We start from the raw sequence: 26,683 nt of genomic DNA, 5'->3' as shown, positions 1-26,683 counted from the left end.
TGTCAAATTTTCAATAAAATGAATAAATGCTGCGTCATATAGGAAGAAAAAGAAATTACCGGCATAATTTACGACTGGCAGTGCTTTTATGTTTTACTGCAGGCATGGTGAATACCGCCGGTTTTTTTGCCTTTTCGGTATTAACCACTAACGTCACTGGCCACGCAGCATTGCTGGCACATACGTTAGCAACCGGAGATCTGCGCTCTGCACGAATGGTTGGTTTATGGCTAATACTTTTTCTTGCCGGAGCATTCTTTTCAAGTTTTTGTACCGGTAAAACGGGCCAGAACAAAAGATTTGGCTATGCAGTACCCATTGTAAGTGAGATCGCAATTCTTATACTGGTAGGTAGCTTTGGATTCACATTTGATCAGTCAATTATCAAAACGGAATACTTTGCAGGTAGCCTGTTATTCGCAATGGGAATGCAAAATGCTTTGGTGTCAACAATTTCCGGATATGTGGTTAGAACTACGCACCTTACCGGCATGTTTACAGATCTTGGTATTGATCTGTATACACTAATATCAGCGCAGGGAAAGGACGTTGCCCCTGTCAGGAAAAAAATTATCCTGAGACTTGTTATCATATTCTTTTTTCTGACAGGCGGAATTGTAGGAGGATATATGTTCTTGAAATTTAGGTACTTCACTTTTTATTTACCGGCAGCGGTATTAGTTGTTGCGATATTTTATGACGCTTTCCGCGGGAGGTTTTCAAAAATGATACATCGCATCATGATTCAGGATAAAAGAACATTAGAGGTAAACAGATAACAATACTTATTAATTTGGTGAGCACATCTACTTATAATTAGCTATTTTAATCAACTCGCTGACATCCTTTATCATAATTTTCCTGCCTTTCGTTTCCAATATGTCATCCTCTTTGAATTCAGTCAAGACCCTTACGATATTTTCTCTGGCGGTTCCAACGAGACTGGCTAAATCTTCACGACTTATATTTATTTCTATGGACATACCATCTACATAATTCTCTTTATACTTTTCCCGTATAACGATCAATTGCAACGCCAGTCTTTCCCTTACTGTTTTCTGTGCAAACATAGTCAAGCTGTTAGCCAGTACTGCAAATTCATGGCTTAACGTTTTGAGTAGCCTGTTGTTAAGCAAAGGAGAATAGTCTAGCGCATTCAAAAAATCCTCTTTAGGAATGAATGCTATGGTACTTTCTTCTATCACGGCAGCAGAATCAGGATACCGATCTTCTGATAAGATGGCATGATACCCGATCAGTTGCCCCGTATTGGCCAAATAGATGATCTGTTCTTTACCTTCATTATCAACCTTATATTTTTTGACCTTTCCCTTGGTTATGTAAAATATACCAGATGGATAGGCCCCTTCTCTAAAAAGGATCTCGTTCTTTTTATATATCTGCTCACTCTTATGGGCTGTCAGCAGCTCATAAACATCATGCGGCAAGTCAGCAAGGATGGATTCACTTTTGAAATCCCATTTATCTATTGGAAATATACCCTTGATACTCATAGTACACAAAATTAGCATTTTTAAAATTGATAAAACTCACTTTTTAGGATGATAAAGTTTACCGCGGCGAGATTGAATGATAAATACCTTTACAGCATGAATCTGGTAGTTACATTCAAGAAATCTTACTACTTCAATCGTAAACCAAAAATTTTAACATAATACATGTCATTAACATCACCATCAACTCCATTACGTGGACATTTGGATAAGTGGTTTGATTCAGATGATAATTTCCATCATCTCTATCCGCTTTACATACAGGCGTTGGCTCAAAAGCACTGGACCCCCCTAAAGGTGGTTCAGAAAGCATCCAAATTTCTAGCTGCATCTCCGGGTGTCAAGGTATTGGATATAGGAAGTGGGGCCGGTAAGTTTTGCCTGGGAGGATCATATTACAATCCAGAGGCATTCTTTTATGGCATTGAACAGCGTCATGATCTGGTACGCTATGCAACTATTGCTCAGGAAATGGCAGGGCTCAATAATGTTACTTACATGCATGGTAACTTAATGGAGTTGGATTTCACGCAATATGATCATTTTTACTTTTTCAACTCCTTTTATGAAAACCTCCCTGGTACTTATAAAATAGACAATAAACTTACCTATTCAAGAACTTTGTATAATCAATATAACAGGTATTTATATCACCAACTTGAGAGAATGCCGGCGGGTACACGACTTGTTACCTATCATTGTGCAGAAACGGAGGCGCCACATGGGTATCAAATTGTGGGTACACATATAGATCATTTGCTGAAATTCTGGATCAAATTATAAAATTGACCAGCCATTGATCACCTGCTTCCTGATACATTTACTTGATAACTGAAATATAAAATACGAGGAATTGATCGTGAAATCTACAGTTGTTACACTTATAATTAAGCACCAAAATGATCAATTATTCCAATCACCAATCAAAACTAAAAATTTAATATAAGCATGTATTACCCAACGCATTTGTTGTATTCAAAAGATCACGAATGGATTCGCTTTGATGGCGAGTTTGCGTATATAGGCATTTCGGATTTTGCACAGAAAGAGCTGGGAGATATTGTTTTCCTGGACATTCCTACTACGAATAAGGCACTTGAATCCGAAGCTGTTTTTGGAACAGTTGAAGCAGTTAAAACAGTTTCAGATCTTTTTATGCCGGTTGCAGGTAAGGTGATGGAAGTTAATAGTCTACTTGAAAATGCCCCTGAACTGGTAAATAAAGACCCCTACGGTAGCTGGATTGTCAAAGTACAGGTTAAGCTACCTATAGATACAACACACCTGCTTTCTGCCGAACAGTATACGAATCTTATACAATAGAAGTAATTATGATTACTGAAGCTATAATAATATAAGGGGAGATAAATTCTAATTACACTTTAATATATAAAATGAAAGATACAGCGTTGACAGATATTCATCGTCAATTGGGAGCGAAGATGGCAGCATTTGCCGGTTATAACATGCCAATTCAATATGAGGGAATAAATGTTGAACATGAAACTGTGAGGAAAGGTGTTGGTGTATTTGATGTATCCCATATGGGAGAAATTATAGTCAAAGGACCACAGGCTTTATCCTTAATCCAACAGGTAACTACCAATGACGTATCTAAGCTGGAGGATGGCAAGATACAGTATTCCTGCCTAACCAACGATATGGGTGGAATAGTGGATGATCTGCTGGTATATAGATTGGATGCAACCACTTATATGTTAGTGGTGAATGCATCAAATATAGAAAAAGACCTCAGTTGGATTAAGCTGAAGAACACTTTCAACGCGGAGATAGACGATGTTTCAGGTAAAATTTCTTTATTAGCGGTACAAGGCCCTATGGCGTTGGTTACCTTACAAAAGCTAACTACAATTAATTTATCTCAAATACCCTATTATGGTTTCAGAATAGCAACATTTGGAGGTGTATCTAATGTAATTATTTCGAACACCGGTTATACCGGAGCCGGTGGTTTTGAATTATATTTTCCTAATGAAGATGCCACAAGGATCTGGCATCATATTTTTGATACTGGAAAACAATTTGATATAAAGCCAATAGGTCTTGGCGCAAGGGATACCTTACGTTTGGAGATGGGATATTGCTTATACGGCAATGATATTGATGATTCAACTTCACCGTTGGAAGCAGGACTAGGCTGGATCATAAAATTTGATAAGGCATTTACGGCGGATGATTTTCTTGAAAAGCAAAAGGCAAATGGCCTTGCCCGGAAGTTGGTTGGATTTGAGATGATGGAGAAAAGTATTCCGCGACAGCATTATAAAATTTACAGCGCAAACAGGGTACATATTGGAAAGGTGACTTCAGGTACGCAATCGCCTTCACTAAAGAAAGCTATTGGTTTGGGATATGTTGATAGTGATTTTGCTTCAGAGGGCAGCACTATTTTCATAGAGATAAGAGATAAGATGTGCGCGGCAAAAATCTGCCGCCCTCCATTTATAAAAACTCAGATAAGATAATATCTCTGTGTTTTTATAACAGGGTGTGCTGTTTCATCGGCTCAGATTTATATAAAGATAAATCAAGATGGGGGTTGCTGGAATATAAAATACTGATTAGTATAAATTTTCTGCGGTTAAATATGGTAGAATTCTGCCAGGGCCGGGGATGGCAGGAAGGCGTTAGGATGTCTTTAGTGTAACTGTATCCCCCATTTTTCAGTGAGCGTTAATTGATACTTTAATGCTGACCTGTCATTCGTACCGGCCTCTTCGTTTAGTGCTATTAAAGTAGGGAAGGTGTTCTTTCTCAAATCCAGGCACATCGCGCTTGCTTCAGGAATATCACCTTGTAAGTAAACGGGGGTAACCGGCGAATTTGTAGTACCTATATTAAACCCTCTATTCGTAAGTMACTGCTGAAGTTTTTCGACATTTTCCCACAGCTTCTCTCTCAAATGAGGTTCTGTCCGTAAAAGCTCCAGGCGCGTTATATTACCAATTACAATTTTTCAATGTGAAAAGTGTGGACGGAATTAAGGAGTACAGATGTACCCCTTCCTTTCCTAATGATCAAATCATATATAGCGATGTCATCTATGACGCTATACATTCTTTGTCTAACTTTCAAATATGCGGCACGTATTGCCGGGAAAATTAAATAAACGGTTGGTTCCTGATATAGCGATAATTTAGTTACCTGCTTTTACGTGCCTGTCTGATATAATTATTTTACTTCTTTCAATTGATTTAGCGAAAGTGTCTACCACATTTGCTTTCCCGATATTGAACAGTAGCCGTGCTTTTCTCAATTCTTCATATACTTCTTTAGTCAGTACTTCTGATAATATAAGTTTTGTACCACGGTGCTGCATATCTTTATTTACGTCTTTGAGTGTCTGAATGCCGGTGGCATCAATAATAGGCACCTGCCTCATTCTTATGATCAGCACCTGTGGGGTGCTTTCAATAAATTTACTGGCATCTTTAAACTTATATGCGGCACCAAAGAAAAGTGGACCTGTTATCTCAAATACCTCTACCCCGGGAGGTATGGTAAAATTGGATATAGATAGAAGATCCCCGTTAGTTTTGTTGCCGTTGAACTGGTTGGTTATAACACTAACATTGCTGAACTGGGCCATTTTTCTCATAAACAGAAATACAGACAATATCATCCCGATTTCTATAGCTACTGTAAGATCAATAATCACTGTGAGTAAGAAAGTAACGATCAATACAGTTGCATCACTCTTAGGGCCTTTTGTTATCGCAATGAAATTCTGCCATTCACTCATATTATAGGTAATTACTACAAGGATACCTGCCAAGGTTGCCATTGGTATAAGGGCTGCCCATTTGCCAATGAAAAGCATTATCAGCAATAGTGTTAACGCATGAACAATACCGGCAACAGGCGTCCGGCCGCCATTTTTGATATTAGTGGCAGTTCTTGCAATCGCCCCGGTGGCAGGGATTCCGCCAAATATAGAAGAAAATATGTTGGCCACTCCTTGCGCCACTAATTCCATGTTGCTTTTATGTTTACCCCCTATCATGCCATCAGCTACAACTGCTGAAAGTAATGATTCAATACCGCCCAGTAATGCTATGGTAAAAGCAGGTTGTATTAGGAGCTTAATAGTATCAAAATCCAGATGGGGTAAAGATGGTGAAGGCAATGATGTAGGGATACTTCCAAACCTGCTGCCAATCGTATCTATCGGTAAATGAAGCAATTCCGTTGCCAGGGTTGAAAGGATAATGGCGATTAATGAACCCGGAATTCTGTGTGTAACTTTAGGCCATAAAAAAACGACCAGTGTGGTAAAGACGGCAATAGCCAGGGAATAAAAATTGACAGACGAAATATGTTGACCATATACAATCCACCTTTTAATAAAATCCGAGGGGATCACTGTTATGCTCAAACCCAAGAAATCTTTTATTTGTGAAGAAAATATTACCAGAGCAATACCGCCGGTGAATCCTACTATTAATGGATACGGAATGAATTTTATCACAGATCCTAAACGCGCAATTCCCATAATAATGAGAATTATCCCAGCCATGAAAGTGGCTATTATAAGGCCATTAACCCCATATTGTTGTACAATTCCATAAACTATTACTATAAAAGCTCCAGTAGGACCACCTATTTGAACCTTACTGCCCCCTGCGGCGGAAATGATAAAACCTGCTATAACGGCTGTATAAAGTCCCTTTTCCGGGGACACTCCAGAAGCAATTGCAAACGCAATAGCCAGCGGCAATGCGACGATACCAACGATTAAGCCCGCAAGTAAATCTCTCGCAAATTGTACGCGGGTATATCCTTTTAATGTTTCGAGTAATTTAGGTGTGAACATAAAAAATACTTAAAACACGGGCTGCCTCCGGCGGCTTAGTTACTTATAATAATTCCTCTTTTTTCTTCCGATTTTCCGATTCAGGATCATGACCTACGTAAAAGGTCAGATACAACGTCCGGGATAATCTCATTAATAAAGGCATCGCAAGTGTAAGTATAACCCCATTAACTATCAGCCAATGAAAGATGCTGTTATCTCTCCAGGTTATACCAAAAATCAACCAATACCATATTAAGTTAAATATTGAAAACATCACTGCCAGCACATAGCTGACATATCCCGTTCCATACCAGAATCCTATTTCCAATTCCGTTCGCTGATCACACACGGGGCAGTTATCGTGCATATCCAGGACTTTCTTTAGCTCGTATGGGTTATCATTTTTAAATAATTTTCCTTTTCTGCAACGAGGGCATTTATTTTCTAAAATGCCTGTAATAAAATTAGATTTCTTCATCACAATATTTTCTTCTGGCCTTCAGCTACATGTTTAACAGATGCATTTCTTATGCAGATAAGAGCAAAACGGTAACAGCTCCATTGTTCGCTACTACAATTAAGAGCCGGTATTTCGGCTAATGCCACCTGCAATTTGTCAAGACATCGCTGTATTATAAATCCATTCTTCTTTTTCTCTGTCATATTAGTAATGGATACCTGAATAACCTTTTCCACTTCCGTGTTATTTTTCGCCACCTGAATTTGTTCAATTATTGTGGTTACATATTCATCCATTGTCATATCTCAGTGCATTTTATTTTATGTGCAACAGCCTAATTGTCATTTCTTTATCCACATTTTCAGTAAGAAATCTTCAGAGGTATCTACCAGCCTGTAACTTGATGGAACTTCATCTTCCAGGCTACGGAAAGTCGTTAACTTGGTTCCTGCAGGCTTATTATCCAGTTCCTTATACAGGTACCGGGAATAATATTGATATAGACTGGTTGAATAATCAATCTGATGATCTATTCTATCTTTAGCGTCTAAATTTTCGAAAAAGGCGTTGTAGAAATAAAAGTGATCATATTCAGCGAGATCAACTTGTGTGAAGTTCCCATTTATAAATTCTGAATTAACGGTCTTCGTGTATTCTTTTGCTGCTAATGCATAATGATGTAACTCACTCCTTTGCTCAACACCGTGAAAAAATGATTCTGGGAAGTAATGAGCACCGATGAGGGCAAATTTCCCAACACCACTTCCAATATCCAGGATCTTTTTGCCTCCTTCTGAGGCCAGGAAAGCGGCCGCCTTTTTTGCGACTCCCATTGGGGTCCAATGCCGTTTTGACATTTGCTGGATCCTTTCCGGAAACAGCCAGTCAAATGATGCATCAGTCAGATACCAGTTAGGTTTCATCAAGGTGTTTCCCATTATTATTGATAATCAATTAGCAATTTTGGAGCGTATTAATTTTTGATAGTTTTCAAGTGAAAGAAGAGGATCTTGGTTGTGGAATTTCATGGGGGTCACGAAAAATACCCAGCCATTGTCCTGCGGACTTTCCAATATAAGGTTTAGATTCCCGGATAATTTTTGATTCTGACCAAGATATTTGCAACCCAGAGGAGCATGTATAGGTATAACTTGGTCAGTGGTGTGGATTTCAGCAATAAGGGTTCCTTTATCAATAATGCCTTTCGGATTATGCCATATTATATTAACTATATTTTTGATCCCTTTCAGTCTATGTGCAGAGACACCTACAAATCCAACACTACCATTTAAGTCAATCCACTCATGATTATTTGTGAAATTGATCCTTGGGCGAGAAATAGTTGATATTTTCATATTGCAAAGGTACCTTTGGTGGCATTTGGTTTCATTGATACTTTTCAATTAAAAAACTGCAAAAAATCACTTTTTAGCCCAATGAGTCAGTTGCTATGAGTTTAGACGGTCTGTTTCCAATTTATAAATGGAATTTTAAATCTCAGTCCATCCTAAATAATCTGCCAGAGGATGAATGTGCAGATCTCTATTCCCATATGCAGGAACAGCGATATGGTAAAGGGGAAGTTATATTCCGGGAGGGAGCTGTTGCCTCCGGCATTTTCTATATTAAAAAAGGGAAGGTTAAGAAGTACCAAGTTGATCAGAGTGGCAGGGAACAAATTATATATGTTGCCAATGCGGGCGAATTAATCGGATACCATGCTATTTTGGCGGATGAACGTTATCCTGATTCCGCTGCTACATTAGAAGAAAGCGTCATTGCATTCATCCCCAAAGAAGATTTTATGACTATTATGGGAAGATCCAGTGTACTGCCGCGTAGATTACTCAAAGCACTCAGTCATGAATTTACAGTACTGGCAAATAGTATTTCTATATTTGCACAGCGTTCTGTTAAAGAGAGACTCGCCATTACATTAATTGTGTTACGCGAAAAATTTAAAGAAGAAACAGCAGCGGGGGAAGATATTATGATCAATCTTTCCCGTAGCGATCTGGCCAATATGGTGGGTACTGGAAAAGAGAATATTGTTAGATTTTTAACAGAGTTTAAAGCTGCTGGCATTTTAACATCACATAGTAGAAAGATTTGTATCAAGGACATAAAGCAACTTATTAAGGTATCAGGTTGTGGCATGGGCTAAGTGTATAACTTTTATTCTATTCAAAGCTATCATTTTCAGTATTCATAAAACTGAATTTTCAAGTTAATAACGCAGCCCTCCTTTCTGGAATTCCTCTTCTTTCTTCTCTTCATACTCTCCTCAATTAATTCATAGGGCAAATTTTTGGAAGTAATCATTCAATGAGAGTAAGGTAATTTTAAGGAACGATAAGGGCTTTCAAATAGCCAAGCCCGTTAGGCTCACATCTGCGCAGGATGCAGTAAATTTGCATTTAACCACACCAAACTAAGCCGGCATTTTAACCCAAAAAAATTTCCATTCCAATTATGCCGAATTCGCACATATTAATGCCTAATCGCATAGTGATTTATGCAAAAGACATCCGAAATATTACTGGCAGGAGTGAACGCACCGCGAGAAAGATGCTGCAGCAGATCCGTGAGGACAACGGTAAAAAGAGGGGTGATCTGGTGAGGATAGTAGAGTTTTGCCGGTTTACCGGAATAGAGGAGGAGTTAATCACTCAGTTTCTTATGTTTTGAAACTCCCGGTCCCCAACATGTATTAAACGTATATAGGTTACTGTTATATTTTAAAGGATATAAAAAAGGATACAGTACCTTTTTATAACCCTGAAAGCGGCGGTTTATAAGCCTTTGATATAGTCCCAAGGGGATCACCTGAGAAACTTGAAACCTGCGGATAGTGTGGTTTTTTTTTGGGGTCTATTTGTTAGTCTATCAAAGCGCGAAATTGCGTTATTTTTTGTTTTCTTTTTTTAAGGATGAAATCTGGCTGTCGTTTAATTAAAAAAGCCGGTCTCTACTGATGAGAAACCGGCTTTCCACGTTGCTATTCCATTAGTGATTCATGGCATTTCCTGTGAGGTTTTTGTTGTTGTCTAATTCGGCTTGTGGAAAGGGATAGTACATCGCTTTGGGAGTCCATCCTATAGCCATGAGTGGTGCCAGCCATTGTGGATCAGCCATGCCCCATCGGAGTAAGTCGAAGTAGCGCTGGTATTCGCCACAGAATTCTACAAATCTTTCGTGCTGAATAATATTTTTGATATTATTCAGTCTGATACCATTGATGGTAGTATCTTTTGCGAGAAGACCGTCTACATCAGGGATGGTACCTGGCGAATGCTGATACCAGAGTTGCGGTTGTTCAGAGGGCACCACTAAATTAGCGCGCTGCCTGACCATATTGATGTATAGTTTTGCGCTGGCCGCGTTTCCTGCTTCATTGAGACATTCGGCATATAATAGCAGTACGTCTGCATATCTTAAGAGGCGGTCGTTGATGCCATCATCAAAGTCGGCTGTCTGTTTATCCGGGCAGTATTTGCGTGTACCGTATAGATCCTTGTTGGTAGCCAGATGTGCCATCCAATAGTTATAATCTGTTACTTTACCATCGATCTGCGTATAGAAGGCGCCGTTGTCGCAGAATAGCGTCATATATTTACGCGGATCACCGGGTTCGAATTCATTATATGTTTTTTTGTTAGGTGCGAGGTTCCACCATGCTCCACCGGTACCGTCATACATACCGATCTCCTGCCATCTCCAGGAGTCGGACATATCATCGCCCAGCCATCCTGGCCCGTTGTGCATTTGTACTTCAAAAACTGATTCGGGATTATTTTCAGTTGCTTCCAGGGAGTTGTCACGGAAATTATTTACCAGGCTGTATTCTTTACTATCTATTACAATTTTCAGTTGTTCCTGTGCTTTCGCAAATTCTGCCGGCTTACCAACTTCCAGTATAGGGCGGTACATATAAGCCTTTGCCAGGTAGGATTGCGCAGCGCCTTTAGTGGCCCTTCCTATGAAGGCGGCATTGCTGTACAATTCACTTCTGAGTGGGAGAAGGCCTGCCGCCTGTTGAAAATCACTGATGATAAGTGCATAGATCTCGCCGGGTTTGGAATTTGTCGGGTAGTAATCCGCATTGCTTTTCACAGGGGTTTGGATCAGGGGAACTGTTTCACCGAACAGCATTACCAGATGCATATAAAGTAAGCCGCGGAGAAAATGTGCTTCTCCCAACAATCTTGATTTCTGTTTATCATCTATTTGCCCTGTAAAAGCATTGATCCTGTCGATGGCTATATTGGCTGCGAAAACACCGTTCCACATATCTTTCCAGCTACCGGAGGCCAGACCATCGCTGGAAGGCGTGTTATAGGTATCCTGGTACATAGGTTCCCATTTAAAGGTATGGTTGAAGTCATCACCGGGAGCCAGCAGTTCGAAGTAAAAAGAGCGGGCGTAACCCCCCTGCACTTTACCGATGAGCGCCTGGTATGCCGGGATAACAGCCGCTTCCAGCTGGGCAGGTGTTTTATAATAGGTGTCTATGGAAAGTTCCTGCGGGTTATTAAGATCCATATCAGGTTTGCAGCTGTAGGTCATCATTGCAGCAGCAAGTGCGCAGGTATATACATTGAATTTTTTCATCTTAAAGCATTTATTGGTTTACGACTAAAAGGAGACCTGCATACCGAAGAAGAATTCACGGGTATTGGTAAAGGTCAGTCCCCATGGCGTTTGTGCATCTATACCGCGGTTCAGGTTATAGCGGCCATTGCTTAAGCTGTTGTCGGAGGCCACTTCAGGATCATAACCTGAGTATTTGGTAAACGTGAACAGATTTTTACCGCCAACGTAGAAGCGGATGAAATCTATTTTATACCTGTTCAGTAAAGATGTCGGGAGCGTATAGCCTATGGTAAGGGTTTTCAGCCGGAGGTAGGAGCCGTCTTCTATAAACCTGTCGGATACACGAAGATTTTTATTAGGATCTCCTAACACCGCACGTGGCATATTGGTAGCTGTATTTTTCGGGTAGGTGGTTTTAACGCCGGAGACAGGGTTGGTAAATACCAGGTCTTCCGCGCGGTAGCGGTCGAGCGTAGAGGAGAAGTTGTTATAATAGTGGTACATACCTTCTCCCCAGTATTTGCTGTTGTTATAGATGTCGTTGCCGTAGGAACCCTGCCACATCATAGAGAGATCGAAGGTACCGGCTTTTGTAGCATAGCTGACATCTGTGGTAAATCCACCGCTGAAGCGTGGGATAGGATTCCCGATAAAGGCTTTGTCGGCAGCATTGATCACGCCATCGTGGTTACGGTCTACGAAGCGAACGTCGCCCAGTGAAGCATTCGGAGCGAAGGCTTTATCGGCGTCCAGTTGTTCTTTGGTTTTGTATAAACCGTCGGTAACGTATCCCCAGAACTGACCGATGGAATTACCAACAGCGGTACGGGTCACGTTTTCACCACCAGGGTTTACGCCCCCGGCAAGGATTTCATTACCATTACCCAGGCCTAACACTTTATTATTTACCGTTGAGAGGTTGGCGCCTATGGCATAGGTAAATTTCCCCACAGTATTTTTATAGTTGACGAGGAGTTCCCATCCTTTGTTACTGATACTGCCTGCGTTCAATATCGGGAAATTGTCCAGGTATCCTGCGGTGTAGGAGATAGGAACATTCACCAGCATGTCGGCGGTTTTCTTATTGAAATAGTCTACCGTTACCGATAGTTTATTATTAAACAGGGAGAGGTCGATACCGAGGTCCGTGGAGTTCTGGCTTTCCCATTTAACATTTGGGTTGGCCGGTGTGGCAGGGAGGGCGCCGGTAACCATTACATCATTGAGATAATACCATACATGGTCGAAGCTGACCGTACTCTGATATTGATATGGACTGATGTCGGAGTTGCCTAATTTTCCGTAGCTGCCTCTGATTTTCAGGTCGGAGATGAAAGGTATGGATTTCATGAAGTTTTCCTGGCTTACTCTCCATGCTGCAGAGAAGGAAGGGAAGTTACCATATCTGTTTGCCTTACCGAAATTTGCGGAGGCATCGCGGCGGAAGTTGGCGGTGAGCATGTACTTACTATCGTAGGCATAGTTGATCCGGCCTAATAGGGAGTACATGGCGGTGCGTCCTACACCTGATCCAACGATACGTGAAGAGGAAAGCTGCGTGAGGCCCAGGATCAGCAGATCGGGGCTTGGCAACGATCTGGCGCCGGCGTTTACGGCGCGGTATTCGGAATTTTCTGAGGTGATACCTGCCAGTGCGCTGATGTTATGTTTTTTTATCTGGCGGTCGTATGAAAGGGTGTTTTCGTAGAGATACCTGTTGTTTTGTGCAGTGGAGATGGAGAGTTCGTCCGGATCGTGGTTCTGATATTGACCTACGGAGTAGGCGGAGATATAATTCTGGGTACGGTTCCTGTAAAAGTCGATACCCATATTGAATTTATAGCGGAGGCCTGGAATAAATTCATAAGACACCCATCCATTACCATTGGCGCCTATTGTTTCAGACTCATTGGAGTTGAGGTAGGCATTGGCCAGGGCGCTGGCCACATCGGTACCGTTACCTGCTCCTGCGAACCCTGTAGTGCTGTTAGGGTCGTAGATCGGTAAAGTAGAAGACCATTTCTGTGCATCAAGAATATTTTTATTACTCCAGTTTCTGAGGTTGCGGCTGAGTGAAAAAGTTTCACCGGCTTTTAACTTACCCTTTGTAAAATCGGATATGAACTGAATGCCATAATTTTTATAAGCATCTTTTATGATCACAGGCTTATCTGTAGAGTAGTTGGTATTGATGCGGAAGCGGGCATTTTCATTACCGCCGGAAATGGCCAGGTTATGTTTCTGGTAGCCYCCTGTTCTCAGCAGGGCGTCTACCATGTTATATCCTTTCCCGATTTTGGCGGGATCTGACAAGGCAGGGAGGTAATCTGTGCGGGAAGGGTTTTGGTTATACATTTCTTCGTTGATCAGTTCAGCCAGTTGCTGACCATTGAGGAGGCCAACATTATGCGACATCTCCTTGGTACCACCATAGCCATTATAGTCAATTTTTGTTTTGCCGGCGGCGCCTCGTTTGGTGGTTACCAGCACAACGCCGTTTGCACCTCTGGCTCCATAGATGGCGCAGGAAGCGGCATCTTTCAGCACCTGGATGCTTTCAATGTTATTTTCGTCCGGCATGGCACCACCGATCATACCGTCTACTACGTAGAGTGGGTCTGTATTGTTGATAGATCCTACTCCCCTGATCCTGATCTTATCGCCGGTGATTTGTACGCCTGGCACCTGGCTTTGCATGGCTGCCTGGAAACCGCCGGGAACCTTCAGCAGGTCCTTAGGGTTTACTGTTGCAATGGAGGAAGATAGGTCTGCTTTTTTCTGGGTACCATATCCTATCACTATTACCTCGCTCAGGGCTTTGGTGTTTTCTATTAGTACAACATCTACCACAGTACGTCCATTGAGGGATATCTCCTGTGTTTGATATCCCAGGAGGGAAACGATCAGTGTTGCCTGCGTGTTGGGAGCATTCAAAGTAAATCTGCCAGCACGGTCAGTAATGGCGCCGGTGGAGGTTCCTTTTACCATGACGTTGGCCATTTCAAGCGGGTCCCCTTTTTCATTTTTGATGGACCCGGAAATCCCAATCAACTTGCTGGTGTTTACAGTAGGCGCCGTGGCATAGGTTGCTTCTGCCCGGAGCGTGTTGCTGGTCAATAGTAAAACGGAGGCAGCAAGCATAAGGCGGCAGGTAGTGGAAATACCAAACCTCAGGTGGAATTTTGCATGACCTGGGCCTGCCAGGCTGCTGGATAACACTAATTTCATAAAATAAATTGTTGTATTTACCCCACTATAGTATGGTCTTTATACGCACCTGAGTTTGTACGTACAGGAGAGACGTATAGTTTCATAACGGGACTATTAAATAAAATCAGAAGTATTTCATAACGCTTTATTCCCTCCGGAAGGGTGATGAAACAAATATACCGTGGATGATGAACAACAGTATCCAAAAGCAGATATTTCGGTTTAACTTTTAGATAATATTCTTTGAATGTAGTGCAGGTTTCATAGTCGATAAACGATCCATGCAGCCATGGGTAAAGAAATGATACCTGATATCTTATTAAATGTATTTTAGACAATTAATAAAACAACTGGTATATATTTTATATCAAATGCAGGCATCTTTTTATGATTAATTGTAAAAATGACAATTATACCTCTGCGGGAGATTTTCCATAAAATTTCTTGAAAGAAGTACTGAAATAGCTGACACTGGAAAAACCGCACAATTCGCTTATGTCCATCACACTATGTTTTCTGGACTGCAGTAACCCGAGTGCGTGGTTAAGTCGGATAGATTTGATGAAATCTACCGGCGACTGTCCGGTAAGGCTTTTTAATTTTTTATAGAGCAGGGAGGAGCTGACGAACATGGCAGTGGCAAACTCTTCTTTTCCAAACGCCGCGTTGGCGAGGTTGTCGCGGACTACCATTACCGCCTGTTTCACGAATTTGTCGTTGTGCTCATTTTGCAGGATGGGAATATTATTTTCAGGTTGAATCAGGCGAAGGGCTTTTTCCCTGATGACCGTTCTGTTACGCACGATGGTTTTAATTTTCTGGACCAGCAACGGTATATCGAAAGGTTTGGTCAGGTAATCATCAGCGCCCAGTCCGAGGCCATAAAGCTGGTCGGTTTGGGAATTGAGTGCCGACAACAAGATCAATGGGATATGTGAGGTTTCGAATGTAGCCTTTATGAGCCGGCAGAGTTCATGGCCGTTCATTTCGGGCATTAATATATCGGAAATTACAAGGTCCGGCAGCTCTTTCCGGATGAGTGGCCATGCCTCCTGTCCGTTATTTGCGGTGAATACCTGGAATTCTGCTTGCAAGGCAGTAAGGAGGAAGGCCCGTAATTTTTCATTATCCTCTGCGATGAATACACGTAGTTTGCTTAAAGGTTCCGGTGCATCCACGTCTGACCATAACGGGGCAGAGACGATTTCATGCATTAATTCCTGCTGTGGAGGCGTCAGATCCTCTACTGAAGCTATCTCAGCATAAGGGATTTCAATTTTGAATAATGCGCCCGCATTTTCCTGGCTGGCAAAAGAGATCTCTCCGCGATGCAATTTTACATAACTTTTGGTAAGCAGCAACCCGATACCGGAACCTGTAATCCTGGCGTTTACTGCATTTTCGCTGCGATAGAATTCCCGAAAAATACTACGCTGTGCTTTTCTGCCAATCCCTATTCCCTTGTTTGTTACTTCCAGTGCCCAGCTTTGTTTGGTGCCGGAAAACACGAGCAGTACAGTACTATTCCTGTACGCATACTTTATGGCATTGGATATCAGGTTATCGACTACTTTTTCCATCATCAGCACATCTACTGCTGAAGTATAATGTCTGACATCCGTATTAAACCGGATAACAATTTCTTCTTGTGCGGCCCAGGCGTCAAACAGCGCTTTCCTGGCTGCAATTAGCAGTACAATATCCACGCTGCTGAAATTGACTTTTTCTTTGCCGGCATCTACTTTTTGAAAGTCGAGTAAACGTGAAGTAGTCCTTGTCAGTTCTTTTATCTGCTCAGTAGCCAGTTGCAGGTGTTGGTGACCTTTCTCTGAAAAAATCTCTTTTTTAAGTTCCTCTATTGGCGCCTTCACCAGTGTGAGGGCGTTTCTCATCTCATGTGCCGTGTTGGTAAAAAAGCGGATTTTATCTGCGGTATGTTTGCGTTGCAGTTTATCAGTATATAATCGCAGGGCGAAGTACATCACCGTAACCAACAGCAGCAGAATGGCAGAATAAAACCACCAGCGTTTCCAGAATGGGGGGATTATCCGGAGGTCTATTACTTTTTCTGCTACAATTACACCATTGGCCAGTAGATGTATTTTTAATTTGTAATCTCCAGGGGCAATATTACTATAATTTATTTTCCTTCCTTCTCCAGACTTATTCCAATCTTTGTCCCAACCTTCCAGCGTCCATTCAATTGCGGAGCAGGACACACCTGCGTCCAGTATCACGAGTTCAAATGAGAAGTCGTGCTGTAAATAATTAAGTTGTAGTGAGGTTAATTTTGAGAGGTCGATATCCCTTAGTGGCGAAAGACTGTCATGTACGGACCTGCCGGCAATTGTAAGATCCTGCAGAAATATCCTGCCATTGCTGGCATTGGGTTGTGTTATATCTGGCGGGAACAACACTGCACCGTTATTGGTGCCCATGATGATGCGACCATCTTTCAGAATGGAAGAMGCATTCCTGTTGCAAGCCAGTCGGTATATCGGTGAAATATGTGCAAATGTCTGTACCTGCTGCCGCTGCGGGTCTAATTTTGCGATGCCCCCTTCTGTACCTATCCAGATAAACGAATCAGCTACCATGATACTGTTGGCATAGTCTGACGGCAATCCATTATTCATGCTGAAATGCTGTATCGACTTATCGCCCATATCATAAGACAGTACGCCGTTTCCGGCAGTGGCCAGCCATACTTTGTTTTTGTAGTAAACAATATCGCTTACCAGGAACCCATCAACAATAATCTGTTTATCGCCATTATGTTTGTCCATGATCCCCAATCCATAGGTACATCCCATGAGCAGCTGATGATTGCTTAACTCAGCGAAAGCAGAAACAGGCTGATAGTCATATTTTTTAAAGCTATTTTCAGCAGCGACATATCTTACAATATTACCCAGGCCCCCACCATACCATATATCCTTGTTACTATCTACATAAATATCAAATACATAATTATTAAAAGGCCGGTTACTGCCTTTTTCGTTTGCGTAGTGCGCCAGCTCCCTGCCGGTAGCCGGATCAAGTACATATACACCTGCCCCGTATGTGCCCGCCCATATCTTACCGGTACTATCTTCCGCCAGTACCAGGAAAGCACCGACCGCTTCTTTTCTATCTGCGTAAAAGGTCTGCCATTTATCGGTCTTTTCGTTCCACCTGGAAATACCATTGTTAGTAGCAAACCAAAGATTGCCCAAATGATCCTGTAAAACGCTGTTAACATGATTATTTACCAGAGAGTTTTTGCTGTTTATCTGATGCACAATATGTACTGCGCCTGGTGGATGCTGTTCGAAGTAAGACAATCCTCCGGTGAGTGTGCTGATCCAGATCCTGCTGCTATCACAAAATATATCATAAACCCCATTCCCTTTTAGTGATTCAGGATCGTTCATATCCTCCTTGTAATGATGCAGTATCTTTTCCCCCGACCTTGAAAGCTCCCAGATACCTTGTCCGTCCATTCCCAGTAGCATTGTAGCGTCCGTGTTAAATGCAATTGCCAGAATCGGCTGCCGGGGCAAATCAATATTCACCTTTTTAGCGGCACTCTTTACAGAAAAATCGTAATACATCAGTCCATCTGAAAATGTACCGATCCAAAGCTTGTTGGAAATTTTATCATACACCAGGGCCGAAACGTTTTTGGGTATATTACCACAAACGTATTTCTGCTCACAGGTACGCCTGTCTATAGTATATAGTGCGTTTCCGCGGACTACAGCGAGCAAATGGCTATCCGATATAGCCACTCGCGACATCTCGTCGGCTTCCGTGCCTATTGCCCGGAGCTTACCATCATAAAATCTGTGTAATCCCATGGACGAAGCCACCCAGATAGCCCCGCCCTCGTCTATTACCGCATTATTGACGCTAAGGTGCCCGGTTTTCAGTGGCCCCCTAAGATCAATCAGCAGCTCAAATTTGTCCAGCCTTTTATTGAACCTGAAAAGTTGACCGTTATTGGAATAGGCTACCAGCATGCCGGCACCATACATTAGTTTCAAAGAAATAACATCCGCCGAAACATAGGGTAAACGGTAAATCCTGCAGTCTGGTTCTGCCACCCGCAATACCCCCATCCGGGATGAAGCCCAGATGAATCCATCCACATCTTTGCATACCGATGCCATTTCTCTGATGGCAAGGGCATAGGTATTATTGAGACTGACAAAATTAACCTGCGAAGCAAAAGTAACCGCTACATAAAGCATTGCTGCAACAAGCAGACTTCCCCTTTTCATTTAATAAGTTTTAAAAACGTGGACTTTTAATAGGTAATACTATTAAAGTATACCCGCGATTAATAAGTGCGTTATAAATTAAACGAACTTCTTTCCAAAAAACAAATATTAATTGTTAATATGACAATTAATGGCAAGTGCCAAACAGATGATCTGCTTATTTCTCTCACCGGAATATCAATATTATAAATATTTATAATGTTTATAGCTGACTTGCCGGACCATGATTCTACAAGGTTTTTTTGTTTTTGGTGGTAAATGTGTGAAAAGATAAGTAACGATAGAAAGGTGAGCGTTGAGGTTAGCAGCATAATGATTAAATGGTGCTAATTGTCACTGGCCTTAAATGCCATTCTGTATTTTGTTTGAACAATGTTAAGTGACGTCACGCTGCTTCACTGTCTGCAATATTACTTTTTTGTAACTTCAGCAAAATATATATAAAAGGAAATGGTATTTATCTGATCTTTATGAGATCACCTATACTAATTATTAAAAAAAATAGCATTGTCCATGAGCCAACAACACCCTAACCTCGAGATTATCGGTAAATTTTTTGAAGCCTATAGCAAGTTTGACGCTGAAGCCATGAAAGAAGTGGTAGCAGAAGACGTTAAATGGACGATTCCCGGGCACCATCCAATGAGCGGTACCAAAGTAGGTATCACAGAAGTTCTTGCTTACTTCTCAAAGCTAAGCGAATCCGGATTTAAGGCAGATCCTATTGTATTGGGCGTAAATGACAACTACGTGATTGACTGCCACCGTGGCTGGAGCAACCGGGAAGACGGCAATAATGTAGATATGTTATGGTGTCTGCTGTGGAAAATCCAGGACGGCAAAATTATGGAAGTCGTGAATTTCGCAGCGGATCAGCATGAAGCAGACCGCTTTTTTTACAAAGCATACCAGCTGAAACCTATTCAGGAAAGAATGGCCTGAGTATATAGTAACAAAAGCAAATGGGCGTCTCATAATAACAGACTGTATCACAGCCTGTCTTTTAGCGCTTCCGCTCCAAAGTCGGAGAGTGGGTTTTACTCCTTTAGAATTTTTCGGGTAGACGTTATTATTCAATAATTGATTAGTTTCGGAAAAGTAGTTCCCTGCTTCGCAGATTAGCAATAAATTCATTAGACTGAGCTAAAAAAAACTGGCGTAAAATGCAATACTGTATTGCATTTTACGCCAGTCAATTGAGTCCGCCGTATTTTCGGTATCGAGTGCTCTTTATTGTTTGATAATCTTCGTCATATTCACTTCCGTTACCCCATTCTTAATCCTTATTATATAAACCCCTGGAGGTAATGATGAGATATCAAGCTGTGTATTAACCGCGGTCACTTCACGTTGTAATACCACGTGGCCATTCACATCAAACATACTCAAATCTGATTTTCCTTTGAAACCAGGAAGCTGAATGGTGACTATATTATTGGCAGGATTCGGATATACCACCACTTTTTGCACATCCTTTTGTGCCTCGCTGGTAATAAGACCATTTCCGCGGCTGGCAGTCCCTAATTGTACCCGTAATGTATAACAATTGGTAGTACTGTTGGCTCCATTGTAACCATACACCTGTGCATAATAGGTACCCGGATTAACAGTTCTGGAGATACTTTCACTGGTGGTGCCACCTGCCTGTGAAATAGCCACCTGTGTACCTGCACTGTTCAGCAGTTTCAGGTCGTAATCGCCAGGCAATGTGCCCAATGTAATAGTAATAGTACCGCGGGTAGTAATCACAAACTTATAATTATCAATATCTCCACTCGGATTGATGAGACCAGTGACATCAGTATTAAATGGAATAGTGGCGGCACCCGAAATTGTTCCATTGGTTGAATTGTCCAATGGATTTGAACAGCCTGTTGCAGTTAAGGTTGTGAACTGTGCAGTAGTATATGTACTGCTGCCGCTGCCTGAACAATTTGTTCTCACTCTCCAGTCATATAATGTGGCGGATGTTAATCCGCTTAAATTAGTAGAGATAGAAGTAGTGCCGGTTACGGCATTGATCCATGTACCGGAAGAATTAGGTTTATAATCTACATCATAATTCAGGGCACCGCTTACGGCTGTCCAGCTAAGAGTAGCCCCGGTGCTGGTTACAGCGGAACTGGTTAAACCAGTGGGCGCACTACAAGTGCCTGTGCCTGTGGTAGTAAACTGTGCAGCTGAATATGAGCTGCTGTCACCGGCGCAATTAGTTCTTATTCTATAATCATAGGCAGTTCCTGCTGTAAGCCCTGTTAAGCCCAAAGAAGTAGCTGTTGCTCCTGTTGCGGCATTGATCCACGTAGAAGAAGAGGTAGGTTTATAATCTACATTATATGATACAGCGCCGCTTACGGCTGTCCATCCTACAGTAGCCGATGTAGTGGTAATAGCTGTAGCAATTAAACCTGCAGGAGCGGCACAGGATGAACTGGAAGTAATAGTGAAGTTGGTATTGGAGATATCAAAGAAAATATTTCCTACCGCTTCTACCTTTATTCTTGCTGTTGTAGTGGGAGTATTAGGAATAGTTACTACCTCACTGCCGTCATTAGGTGTGCTGGCCACTAATGTGCTGAATGTAGTGCCTCCATCTGTAGAGATGGATATTTTTACGTTGGCGCAACTAACAGGTGCCGCTGTTGTATTAGCAACGCTCCATGTGATCGTTTGTGATGAGTTGCCGGCCCATGATACAGCCGTATTAGGAGCCGTTACAGAAAAAGGCCCTGATGAACTGGTAACGGTTACTGTCATATCCGCAAAATTGGTCTGCCCGATAGTTACCGGCGCAGTTGAACTGTAAGGGGCATTATCTCTTACAGTTAATCGGAAGCCCAATGTTCTTGAAACGGAACTTAATGCTTCCGTATTAGCTCCTGCATCACCACCTGGCAACGGACCAGACACTAATCCGCCTGCGAGAATGGTCGCCATTTTGGGGAAGTATCTTGTTGGTGTGGTGGTAGKGGCAAATGATATCCAGTTGGGACCAGATGCTTTGGTAGGACTGGCCACACTACTGGCTCCTGTTTGTGATGAGGAAGCATTATCATTTTGCTCCCAGCAATAAGTCAGTACATCACCGGMATTGGCATCAGTAGCTGAACCAGTAAGTACAAACGGGGTACTGACAGGAATAGTAAAATTACCGCCGGCATTGGCAACAGGTGTTGCGTTATTGCTGGATATACTGGTAGTTATTGGGCAAGTCTTGCTGGAAAGATTAGACTGGATTTGTGCAATGGAGGCGGCGTGATAAATATCAATAGAATGTGGTGCAATGTCCTGGCTGGTAATACCGGCATACCCCATAATAGTAATACCTGAACCAGGTTCCACATTAACACCTGTGCCTTCATTGCTCATGGAGAAAGTATGGTTAGCCCCTAACTGGTGTCCTACTTCATGCACTACATAATCGATATCGAAATTATCTCCCTGTGGAATATTATCCGCAGGAGAAGTAAAGCCGCTTCCTTTTTGATTGTCGACACAAATACAGCCTATGCAACCGGCGTTACCGCCACCGCCGGATGCACCGAAGAGGTGACCAATATCATAATTCGCCGCACCAATCACAGAAGTCAGGGTACTTTGTAACTCACCGTTCCACGCTCCGCCTGCGCCCGAGCTGGCGTCGGAATATGGATCTGTTGCAGGATTATAATAAAACACATTGGGAGCTGCCGCGATCAGGTTAAGATGGATGGCCAGGTCCTTTTCATAAACACCATTACAACGGGTAAGCGTGGCATTGACAGCCGCCAGCACCAATGAAACCTGTGAAGCACTGGTGGCTCCAAAATAATTGGAGTATTCGGCAGTAACTGATTGAGCCAGCCGCATTGTTTTCATATCGCCGGTTGACCTTGCGGTGACGTTAGGTAACTGCTTACCTATACTTGCTGCCAATCGTTGTTCCGGAGTAGTACACTTCCACGGCAAAGTCTTCGGTTGTTTTTTGAATACGGTGTATACCGTGTGGTCTGCAGAATAAGGTTCAATAAATTCATTTTCCTTCCCTGTACGGAAGACCATCGTTTGTATCCCCTGCGGAGAAATGCTCAACTTCAATGTGGCATATTTATCGGTAATGCCTTTTCCTGAGAATGCCCTTATTTCCGGAAACTGAGCCTGCAATGCAGGTTCGAAATTGGAAGCTTCTATAATTTCGAATTGCTCAATTTGTCCGTCTGCATTGGGCAAAGAGATAATTGTTGAATGTACCGACTTATTACCGACAGATTTAAATATTTCATTCCTCAAAGGAGTCAAATTAAGGTCAAATAATTTGAAGTTAATCGGAAATGCAAGCCGGGCTACGCCTTTGTCGGTGGTAATTCTGGCGCCATCTGTGTGTGACCTCCAGTAATCCTGTGCAAATGATACAGTACTGCACAGCAATGCTGTTGCGAAGAGTAAGACTTTTCTCATGGATAGTTTAGATTTTAGTTGTCAAAATGGTTAACGTTATAAATGTAGTTGAACTCCCTGCGGTTTTAATTGCACTGGTTTGCAATACTCACACAGGATTTGTGGGAAGAGAATATCGGATGAATGAAAATTTGAAGATTAAATAGGCGGCCAGGATTGGGAATATAATTTATGAAATTATAATTATCTTGGATATCGCCGATAAGCATTCACAAAAGAACAATAAATAGTAACCCTGTATGAAGATCGCGTATATAATAGTAGCTTATTACGATTTCCAACATCTGGCACGACTGATAAATAAGCTGAATCATACCAATACCACGTTTTACCTGCACATCGATCAGAAGGTTGAATTTAATCTGGAATCTTTTGAAAATGATCTCGATAATACGGATAATATATGTTTCTTCGAAGATAGGAATACTATTACCTGGGGCGGATTTAAGCTGATTGAAACAATTATTACCATGTTAAAGAGCTGCGTGGAAGATGATTATTATGATTATATTTCCTTATTGAGCGGACAGGACTATCCTTTGAAAAATAACCGGCAGATCAATGAATTTCTGCAAGGCCATGTGGAAAAGCAATCTATATTTATGGATGTATTCCCTATTCCGAGTATGCATTGGGGTGGGAACGCCGGCCGCGACAGGATCGAATACTATTGGTTGGTTGATCAGCTGGGACTAGCAGAAAGTATGCGCTTCGCCCGCCAGCAGGAAAGGGAAAACAGTAAGCGGGTATTCCCGGCAAACCTGCAACCTTATGGAGGCTCTTTATGGTTTACCTTGCCGAATGCTCCCGCGAAATACATTTATAAATATCTGGAAGAAAATCCCGACATTCTAAATTTCTTTAAACATACTTTGCTGGCAGATGAATTGCTGATACCAACTATCATCATGAACTCCCCGTATGCAACAAAGGTTACTGGCACCAATTGCCGGTATATCGACTTTGAAAGCGGACCGGATTTCCCCAGAACATTAACTATCGATGATTTTCCTGCAATAATGCAGATGCCGGATGCTTTATTTGCCAGGAAATTTGATAGCATTAAAAGCGCTTCTTTGCTATCAGGGATTGATGAAAGACTTATTGAGTAAACTTCAGCCAGCAGGAGAGGGCTGCCTGGCGCCATTATTCAGGATATTATCCAACGAGGCATTGAGAAGCCCACGGAACTCCTTCTTATCAAAAAAACAGTCTTTGTTGTTCTGTGCAATCAGCCTGTCAGCCAGGAGTGCTGTGTCCTCAGGGGGATAGGGGGTATGTTTGTTCCCACATATCAGGTCAATGTACAGTTCTTCATTATTACGTACCAGCTCCGGGAAATAATGCATGGCATAGTAAAGCTTTATGAGCACGGTTGTTTTGTATTGCTGGAGCTCTCTGGTAGAGCTGATCTGGTTCGCATGGCTCCTGTAATAGAGCAGGGGCTCTGCCAGGCTTTCTATTTTCAAACCCCTGATACTGCAGTCTGTCCATAATTTATAGTCTTCCGCATACAAGGCATCCTTGTCGTAATAAAGATGCTGTTGTTGTATTGACTTCCTTCTGATCATAACTGTAGGATGCGCAATCGTATTCCTGGATAGGAGGTACAGTTTATGCTGTGCCGCTGAATAGGGGAGTATTACATGCTGAAGGGTATCAAGCATAGTAATTCCTGTACCCAATACATCCACCGTTACATCATTTTCCATGTGCGTTACCTGTTTTTCCAGGCGCTGGAGGTAAGCAACATCATCAGCATCCATTCTTGCAATAAATGCTCCCTTCGAGAAATACAAGCCCTTGTTCAGCGTTTTAATAAGGCCCAGGTTCCTTTCATTTTCGATATAAACTATTCGTTTGTCTGTTTTTGAAAGAATAATTTCTTTAGTGTTGTCGGTAGCTCCGTCATTGATGATAAGCAGCTCAAAATCACCGAAAGTTTGGGCCAATAAAGAGTCTATGCTTTCTTCAATAAACTGCCCGGCATTGAACACTGGTAGTATAACGGATATTCGGGGAAGCATTGCCTGGACGTATTTATTTGGTGATTGTTCCCATTTTCATGGTCGTGTAGTACAGCCTTTCCAATAGCCTCATATCTTTCGTAATAATAATAGCCTGTGCTTTCAATCCGTTCTTATATTGCAGGGTGATGCCCTGGTTGGTGGTGAGCCCTTTGTCCAGCCGTACCGTGCCTATAAACTCATTCTCAAATGCAACTTTTGAAATGTAATCCAGTCTTCCTCCAACATAACCAACCTCCTGGTAAGGATAAGCTTCAAATCTTAACTGTACCCTCATACCGGTACTGAGCTTACCGAAGTTGCGCTGGGATAGCCTCACTTCCGCAAATAATTTGCTGTCTGTAGGGTTCACATATCCCAGCAGTTTATCTTTGGTGATGTATTGCTTTTGTTGCAAGGGGAGTATAAATATGACTTGTCCATCTGTAGGCGCTTGTAAGGTAAATTTCCTTAACCAGTCGTCCACATTGCTTTTTAAGGTGTATAACGCTTGTTCAAATAATGTTTGCTGTTGTAGGAAATCATGGTCTAGTTGATCTATTTCCTTATGCTTATCCCTGATCTGATCTTGCCGGGAAATAATGGATACATCTGCCTGTGGTATTGCCTTTTCATTGTCAAGCAATTTTCTTTTTGCCTGGCGGTATTCCTCAGCGGAAATTACCTTTTCCCTGAAAAGCATTTCATTCATTTCAAAGCTTTTTTGTGCCAGTTCATTGTCTTTCTGTGTCAGCCCTTTCTGTGCGGAAGTTTGCGCTATAATCTTGTTTAATGAAATGATATCACTGTTGAGCATGTCCCGCTTCCTGGAATAGAAGCCATTTACGAGGTAGTCATTATACTGTTGCCAGGCTGTAATAAAGGTTTGATAGCTAGCCTGCAGTTCTCCGAGGCGAATATACCGCTGGCTAAATAAACCGGAGATGGACCGGGGATTTTCTTTTCCGGAAGTGTTCATCGCTTTTGTCAGCTTCTCTGACAGGTCAATTACTTCCTTCATATCAGCACTGCTTTCCAGCCATCCCAATACTTCCCCTTCTTTCACATTTTGGTTATTCTTTGCAAATAAGGCGATCAATTTACCGGTTTGTTGTGGAATGATTTCTTTCGGTGAGTTTTCACCGGTTAAGGTAGCTTGCCCCTCAACGATATCGGGATATTTTACAAACCATGTTCCTGCAATCAACAGTAAGATCAGCCCCAAAAATACCAGCAATGACCACTGCTCAATAAAGCTGGGCTTTCTGCTGAGTATTTCCTGTATTACTTCCGATCTGCCGGTAAAACCTTGCCCCGTTAGTATCTCTTCTTTTTTATGAGGAGACGCTTCAATGCTTTCAGTTATTGGTTCACTCATAACGGTT

19 protein-coding genes are annotated in these 26,683 nt (G+C 42.0%); 7 read left to right on the top strand and 12 right to left on the bottom strand.

Annotated elements, in window-relative coordinates:
* Window positions 1–26 precede the first annotated feature (26 nt).
* Window positions 27–779: a YoaK family protein gene (locus AC1DFM_RS24665; protein ID WP_477079437.1), complete on the top strand. Its 753-nt coding sequence runs from the start codon at window positions 27–29 to the stop codon at window positions 777–779.
* A 27-nt stretch (window positions 780–806) separates the two neighbouring features.
* On the opposite strand, the gene AC1DFM_RS24660 is transcribed toward AC1DFM_RS24665, so the two are convergent.
* Window positions 807–1,514 carry a Crp/Fnr family transcriptional regulator gene (locus AC1DFM_RS24660; RefSeq protein WP_477079436.1) on the bottom strand — a complete coding sequence of 236 codons (708 nt, stop codon included), beginning with the start codon at window positions 1,512–1,514 and terminating at the stop codon, window positions 807–809.
* A gap of 165 nt (window positions 1,515–1,679) precedes the next feature.
* On the opposite strand from AC1DFM_RS24660, the gene AC1DFM_RS24655 reads away from it, so the two are divergent.
* From AC1DFM_RS24655 to gcvT, 3 genes are all read left to right on the top strand, one after another.
* Window positions 1,680–2,297, top strand: coding sequence for a methyltransferase domain-containing protein (locus AC1DFM_RS24655; RefSeq protein ID WP_477079435.1), 618 nt, complete (start codon window positions 1,680–1,682; stop codon window positions 2,295–2,297).
* A 165-nt stretch (window positions 2,298–2,462) separates the two neighbouring features.
* Window positions 2,463–2,837, top strand: a complete 375-nt coding sequence (gene gcvH, locus AC1DFM_RS24650) for a glycine cleavage system protein GcvH (RefSeq protein WP_477079434.1) — start codon at window positions 2,463–2,465, stop codon at window positions 2,835–2,837.
* Between the two features lie 71 nt (window positions 2,838–2,908).
* Complete coding sequence (gcvT, locus tag AC1DFM_RS24645) at window positions 2,909–4,000, top strand: glycine cleavage system aminomethyltransferase GcvT (protein WP_477079433.1); 1,092 nt, start codon at window positions 2,909–2,911, stop codon at window positions 3,998–4,000.
* Between the two features lie 671 nt (window positions 4,001–4,671).
* Here the strand turns inward: gcvT and AC1DFM_RS24640 are convergent.
* Genes AC1DFM_RS24640 through AC1DFM_RS24620 form a run of 5 tightly spaced genes read right to left on the bottom strand, consistent with a single transcriptional unit; the run spans window position 4,672 to window position 8,145 of the window.
* A complete protein-coding gene (locus tag AC1DFM_RS24640; protein WP_477079432.1) occupies window positions 4,672–6,348 on the bottom strand; it encodes a SulP family inorganic anion transporter in 1,677 nt (558 codons plus the stop codon).
* Between the two features lie 43 nt (window positions 6,349–6,391).
* Entirely contained in the window at window positions 6,392–6,808 is a 417-nt protein-coding gene (locus AC1DFM_RS24635) for a DUF983 domain-containing protein (protein WP_477079431.1), read from the bottom strand.
* Complete coding sequence (locus AC1DFM_RS24630) at window positions 6,808–7,092, bottom strand: hypothetical protein (RefSeq protein ID WP_477079430.1); 285 nt, start codon at window positions 7,090–7,092, stop codon at window positions 6,808–6,810. The genes AC1DFM_RS24635 and AC1DFM_RS24630 overlap by 1 nt, the downstream gene beginning before the upstream one ends.
* A 39-nt stretch (window positions 7,093–7,131) precedes the next feature.
* Entirely contained in the window at window positions 7,132–7,728 is a 597-nt protein-coding gene (locus AC1DFM_RS24625; protein WP_477079429.1) for a methyltransferase, read from the bottom strand.
* Between the two features lie 12 nt (window positions 7,729–7,740).
* A complete protein-coding gene (locus tag AC1DFM_RS24620) occupies window positions 7,741–8,145 on the bottom strand; it encodes a biotin/lipoyl attachment domain-containing protein (RefSeq protein ID WP_477079428.1) in 405 nt (134 codons plus the stop codon).
* A gap of 95 nt (window positions 8,146–8,240) precedes the next feature.
* Here AC1DFM_RS24620 and AC1DFM_RS24615 point away from each other — a divergent pair, with 95 nt between their 5' ends.
* Entirely contained in the window at window positions 8,241–8,954 is a 714-nt protein-coding gene (locus AC1DFM_RS24615) for a Crp/Fnr family transcriptional regulator (protein ID WP_477079427.1), read from the top strand.
* A gap of 842 nt (window positions 8,955–9,796) precedes the next feature.
* On the opposite strand, the gene AC1DFM_RS24610 is transcribed toward AC1DFM_RS24615, so the two are convergent.
* The 3 genes from AC1DFM_RS24610 to AC1DFM_RS24600 form a co-directional block, all read right to left on the bottom strand.
* The gene (locus AC1DFM_RS24610) at window positions 9,797–11,401 is read right to left on the bottom strand and encodes a RagB/SusD family nutrient uptake outer membrane protein (RefSeq protein WP_477079426.1); all 1,605 of its coding nucleotides are present in this window, start codon (window positions 11,399–11,401) and stop codon (window positions 9,797–9,799) included.
* Window positions 11,402–11,425: 24 nt separating this feature from the next.
* Window positions 11,426–14,611: a SusC/RagA family TonB-linked outer membrane protein gene (locus tag AC1DFM_RS24605; protein ID WP_477079425.1), complete on the bottom strand. Its 3,186-nt coding sequence runs from the start codon at window positions 14,609–14,611 to the stop codon at window positions 11,426–11,428.
* 392 nt (window positions 14,612–15,003) lie between these two features.
* A complete protein-coding gene (locus AC1DFM_RS24600; protein WP_477079424.1) occupies window positions 15,004–18,855 on the bottom strand; it encodes a hybrid sensor histidine kinase/response regulator transcription factor in 3,852 nt (1,283 codons plus the stop codon).
* Window positions 18,856–19,368: 513 nt separating this feature from the next.
* Between AC1DFM_RS24600 and AC1DFM_RS24595 the strand changes: the two genes are divergently transcribed.
* Window positions 19,369–19,797: a nuclear transport factor 2 family protein gene (locus tag AC1DFM_RS24595; protein WP_477079423.1), complete on the top strand. Its 429-nt coding sequence runs from the start codon at window positions 19,369–19,371 to the stop codon at window positions 19,795–19,797.
* 288 nt (window positions 19,798–20,085) lie between these two features.
* Here the strand turns inward: AC1DFM_RS24595 and AC1DFM_RS24590 are convergent, their stop codons facing one another.
* Entirely contained in the window at window positions 20,086–23,292 is a 3,207-nt protein-coding gene (locus tag AC1DFM_RS24590) for a reprolysin-like metallopeptidase (RefSeq protein WP_477079422.1), read from the bottom strand.
* Window positions 23,293–23,531: 239 nt separating this feature from the next.
* On the opposite strand from AC1DFM_RS24590, the gene AC1DFM_RS24585 reads away from it, so the two are divergent.
* Window positions 23,532–24,404: a beta-1,6-N-acetylglucosaminyltransferase gene (locus AC1DFM_RS24585; RefSeq protein ID WP_477079421.1), complete on the top strand. Its 873-nt coding sequence runs from the start codon at window positions 23,532–23,534 to the stop codon at window positions 24,402–24,404.
* 3 nt (window positions 24,405–24,407) lie between these two features.
* On the opposite strand, the gene AC1DFM_RS24580 is transcribed toward AC1DFM_RS24585, so the two are convergent.
* Together AC1DFM_RS24580 and AC1DFM_RS24575 are read right to left on the bottom strand one after the other, a co-directional pair.
* Window positions 24,408–25,319, bottom strand: coding sequence for a glycosyltransferase family 2 protein (locus tag AC1DFM_RS24580; protein ID WP_477079420.1), 912 nt, complete (start codon window positions 25,317–25,319; stop codon window positions 24,408–24,410).
* Window positions 25,320–25,332: 13 nt separating this feature from the next.
* On the bottom strand, window positions 25,333–26,676 hold the full coding sequence (locus AC1DFM_RS24575; protein WP_477079419.1) for an HlyD family secretion protein: 1,344 nt from the start codon (window positions 26,674–26,676) through the stop codon (window positions 25,333–25,335).
* Window positions 26,677–26,683: the final 7 nt, after the last annotated feature.

The organism is Chitinophaga sp. 05T412, from assembly GCF_056396465.1.
This window is presented reverse-complemented; position numbering and strand designations above follow the sequence as displayed.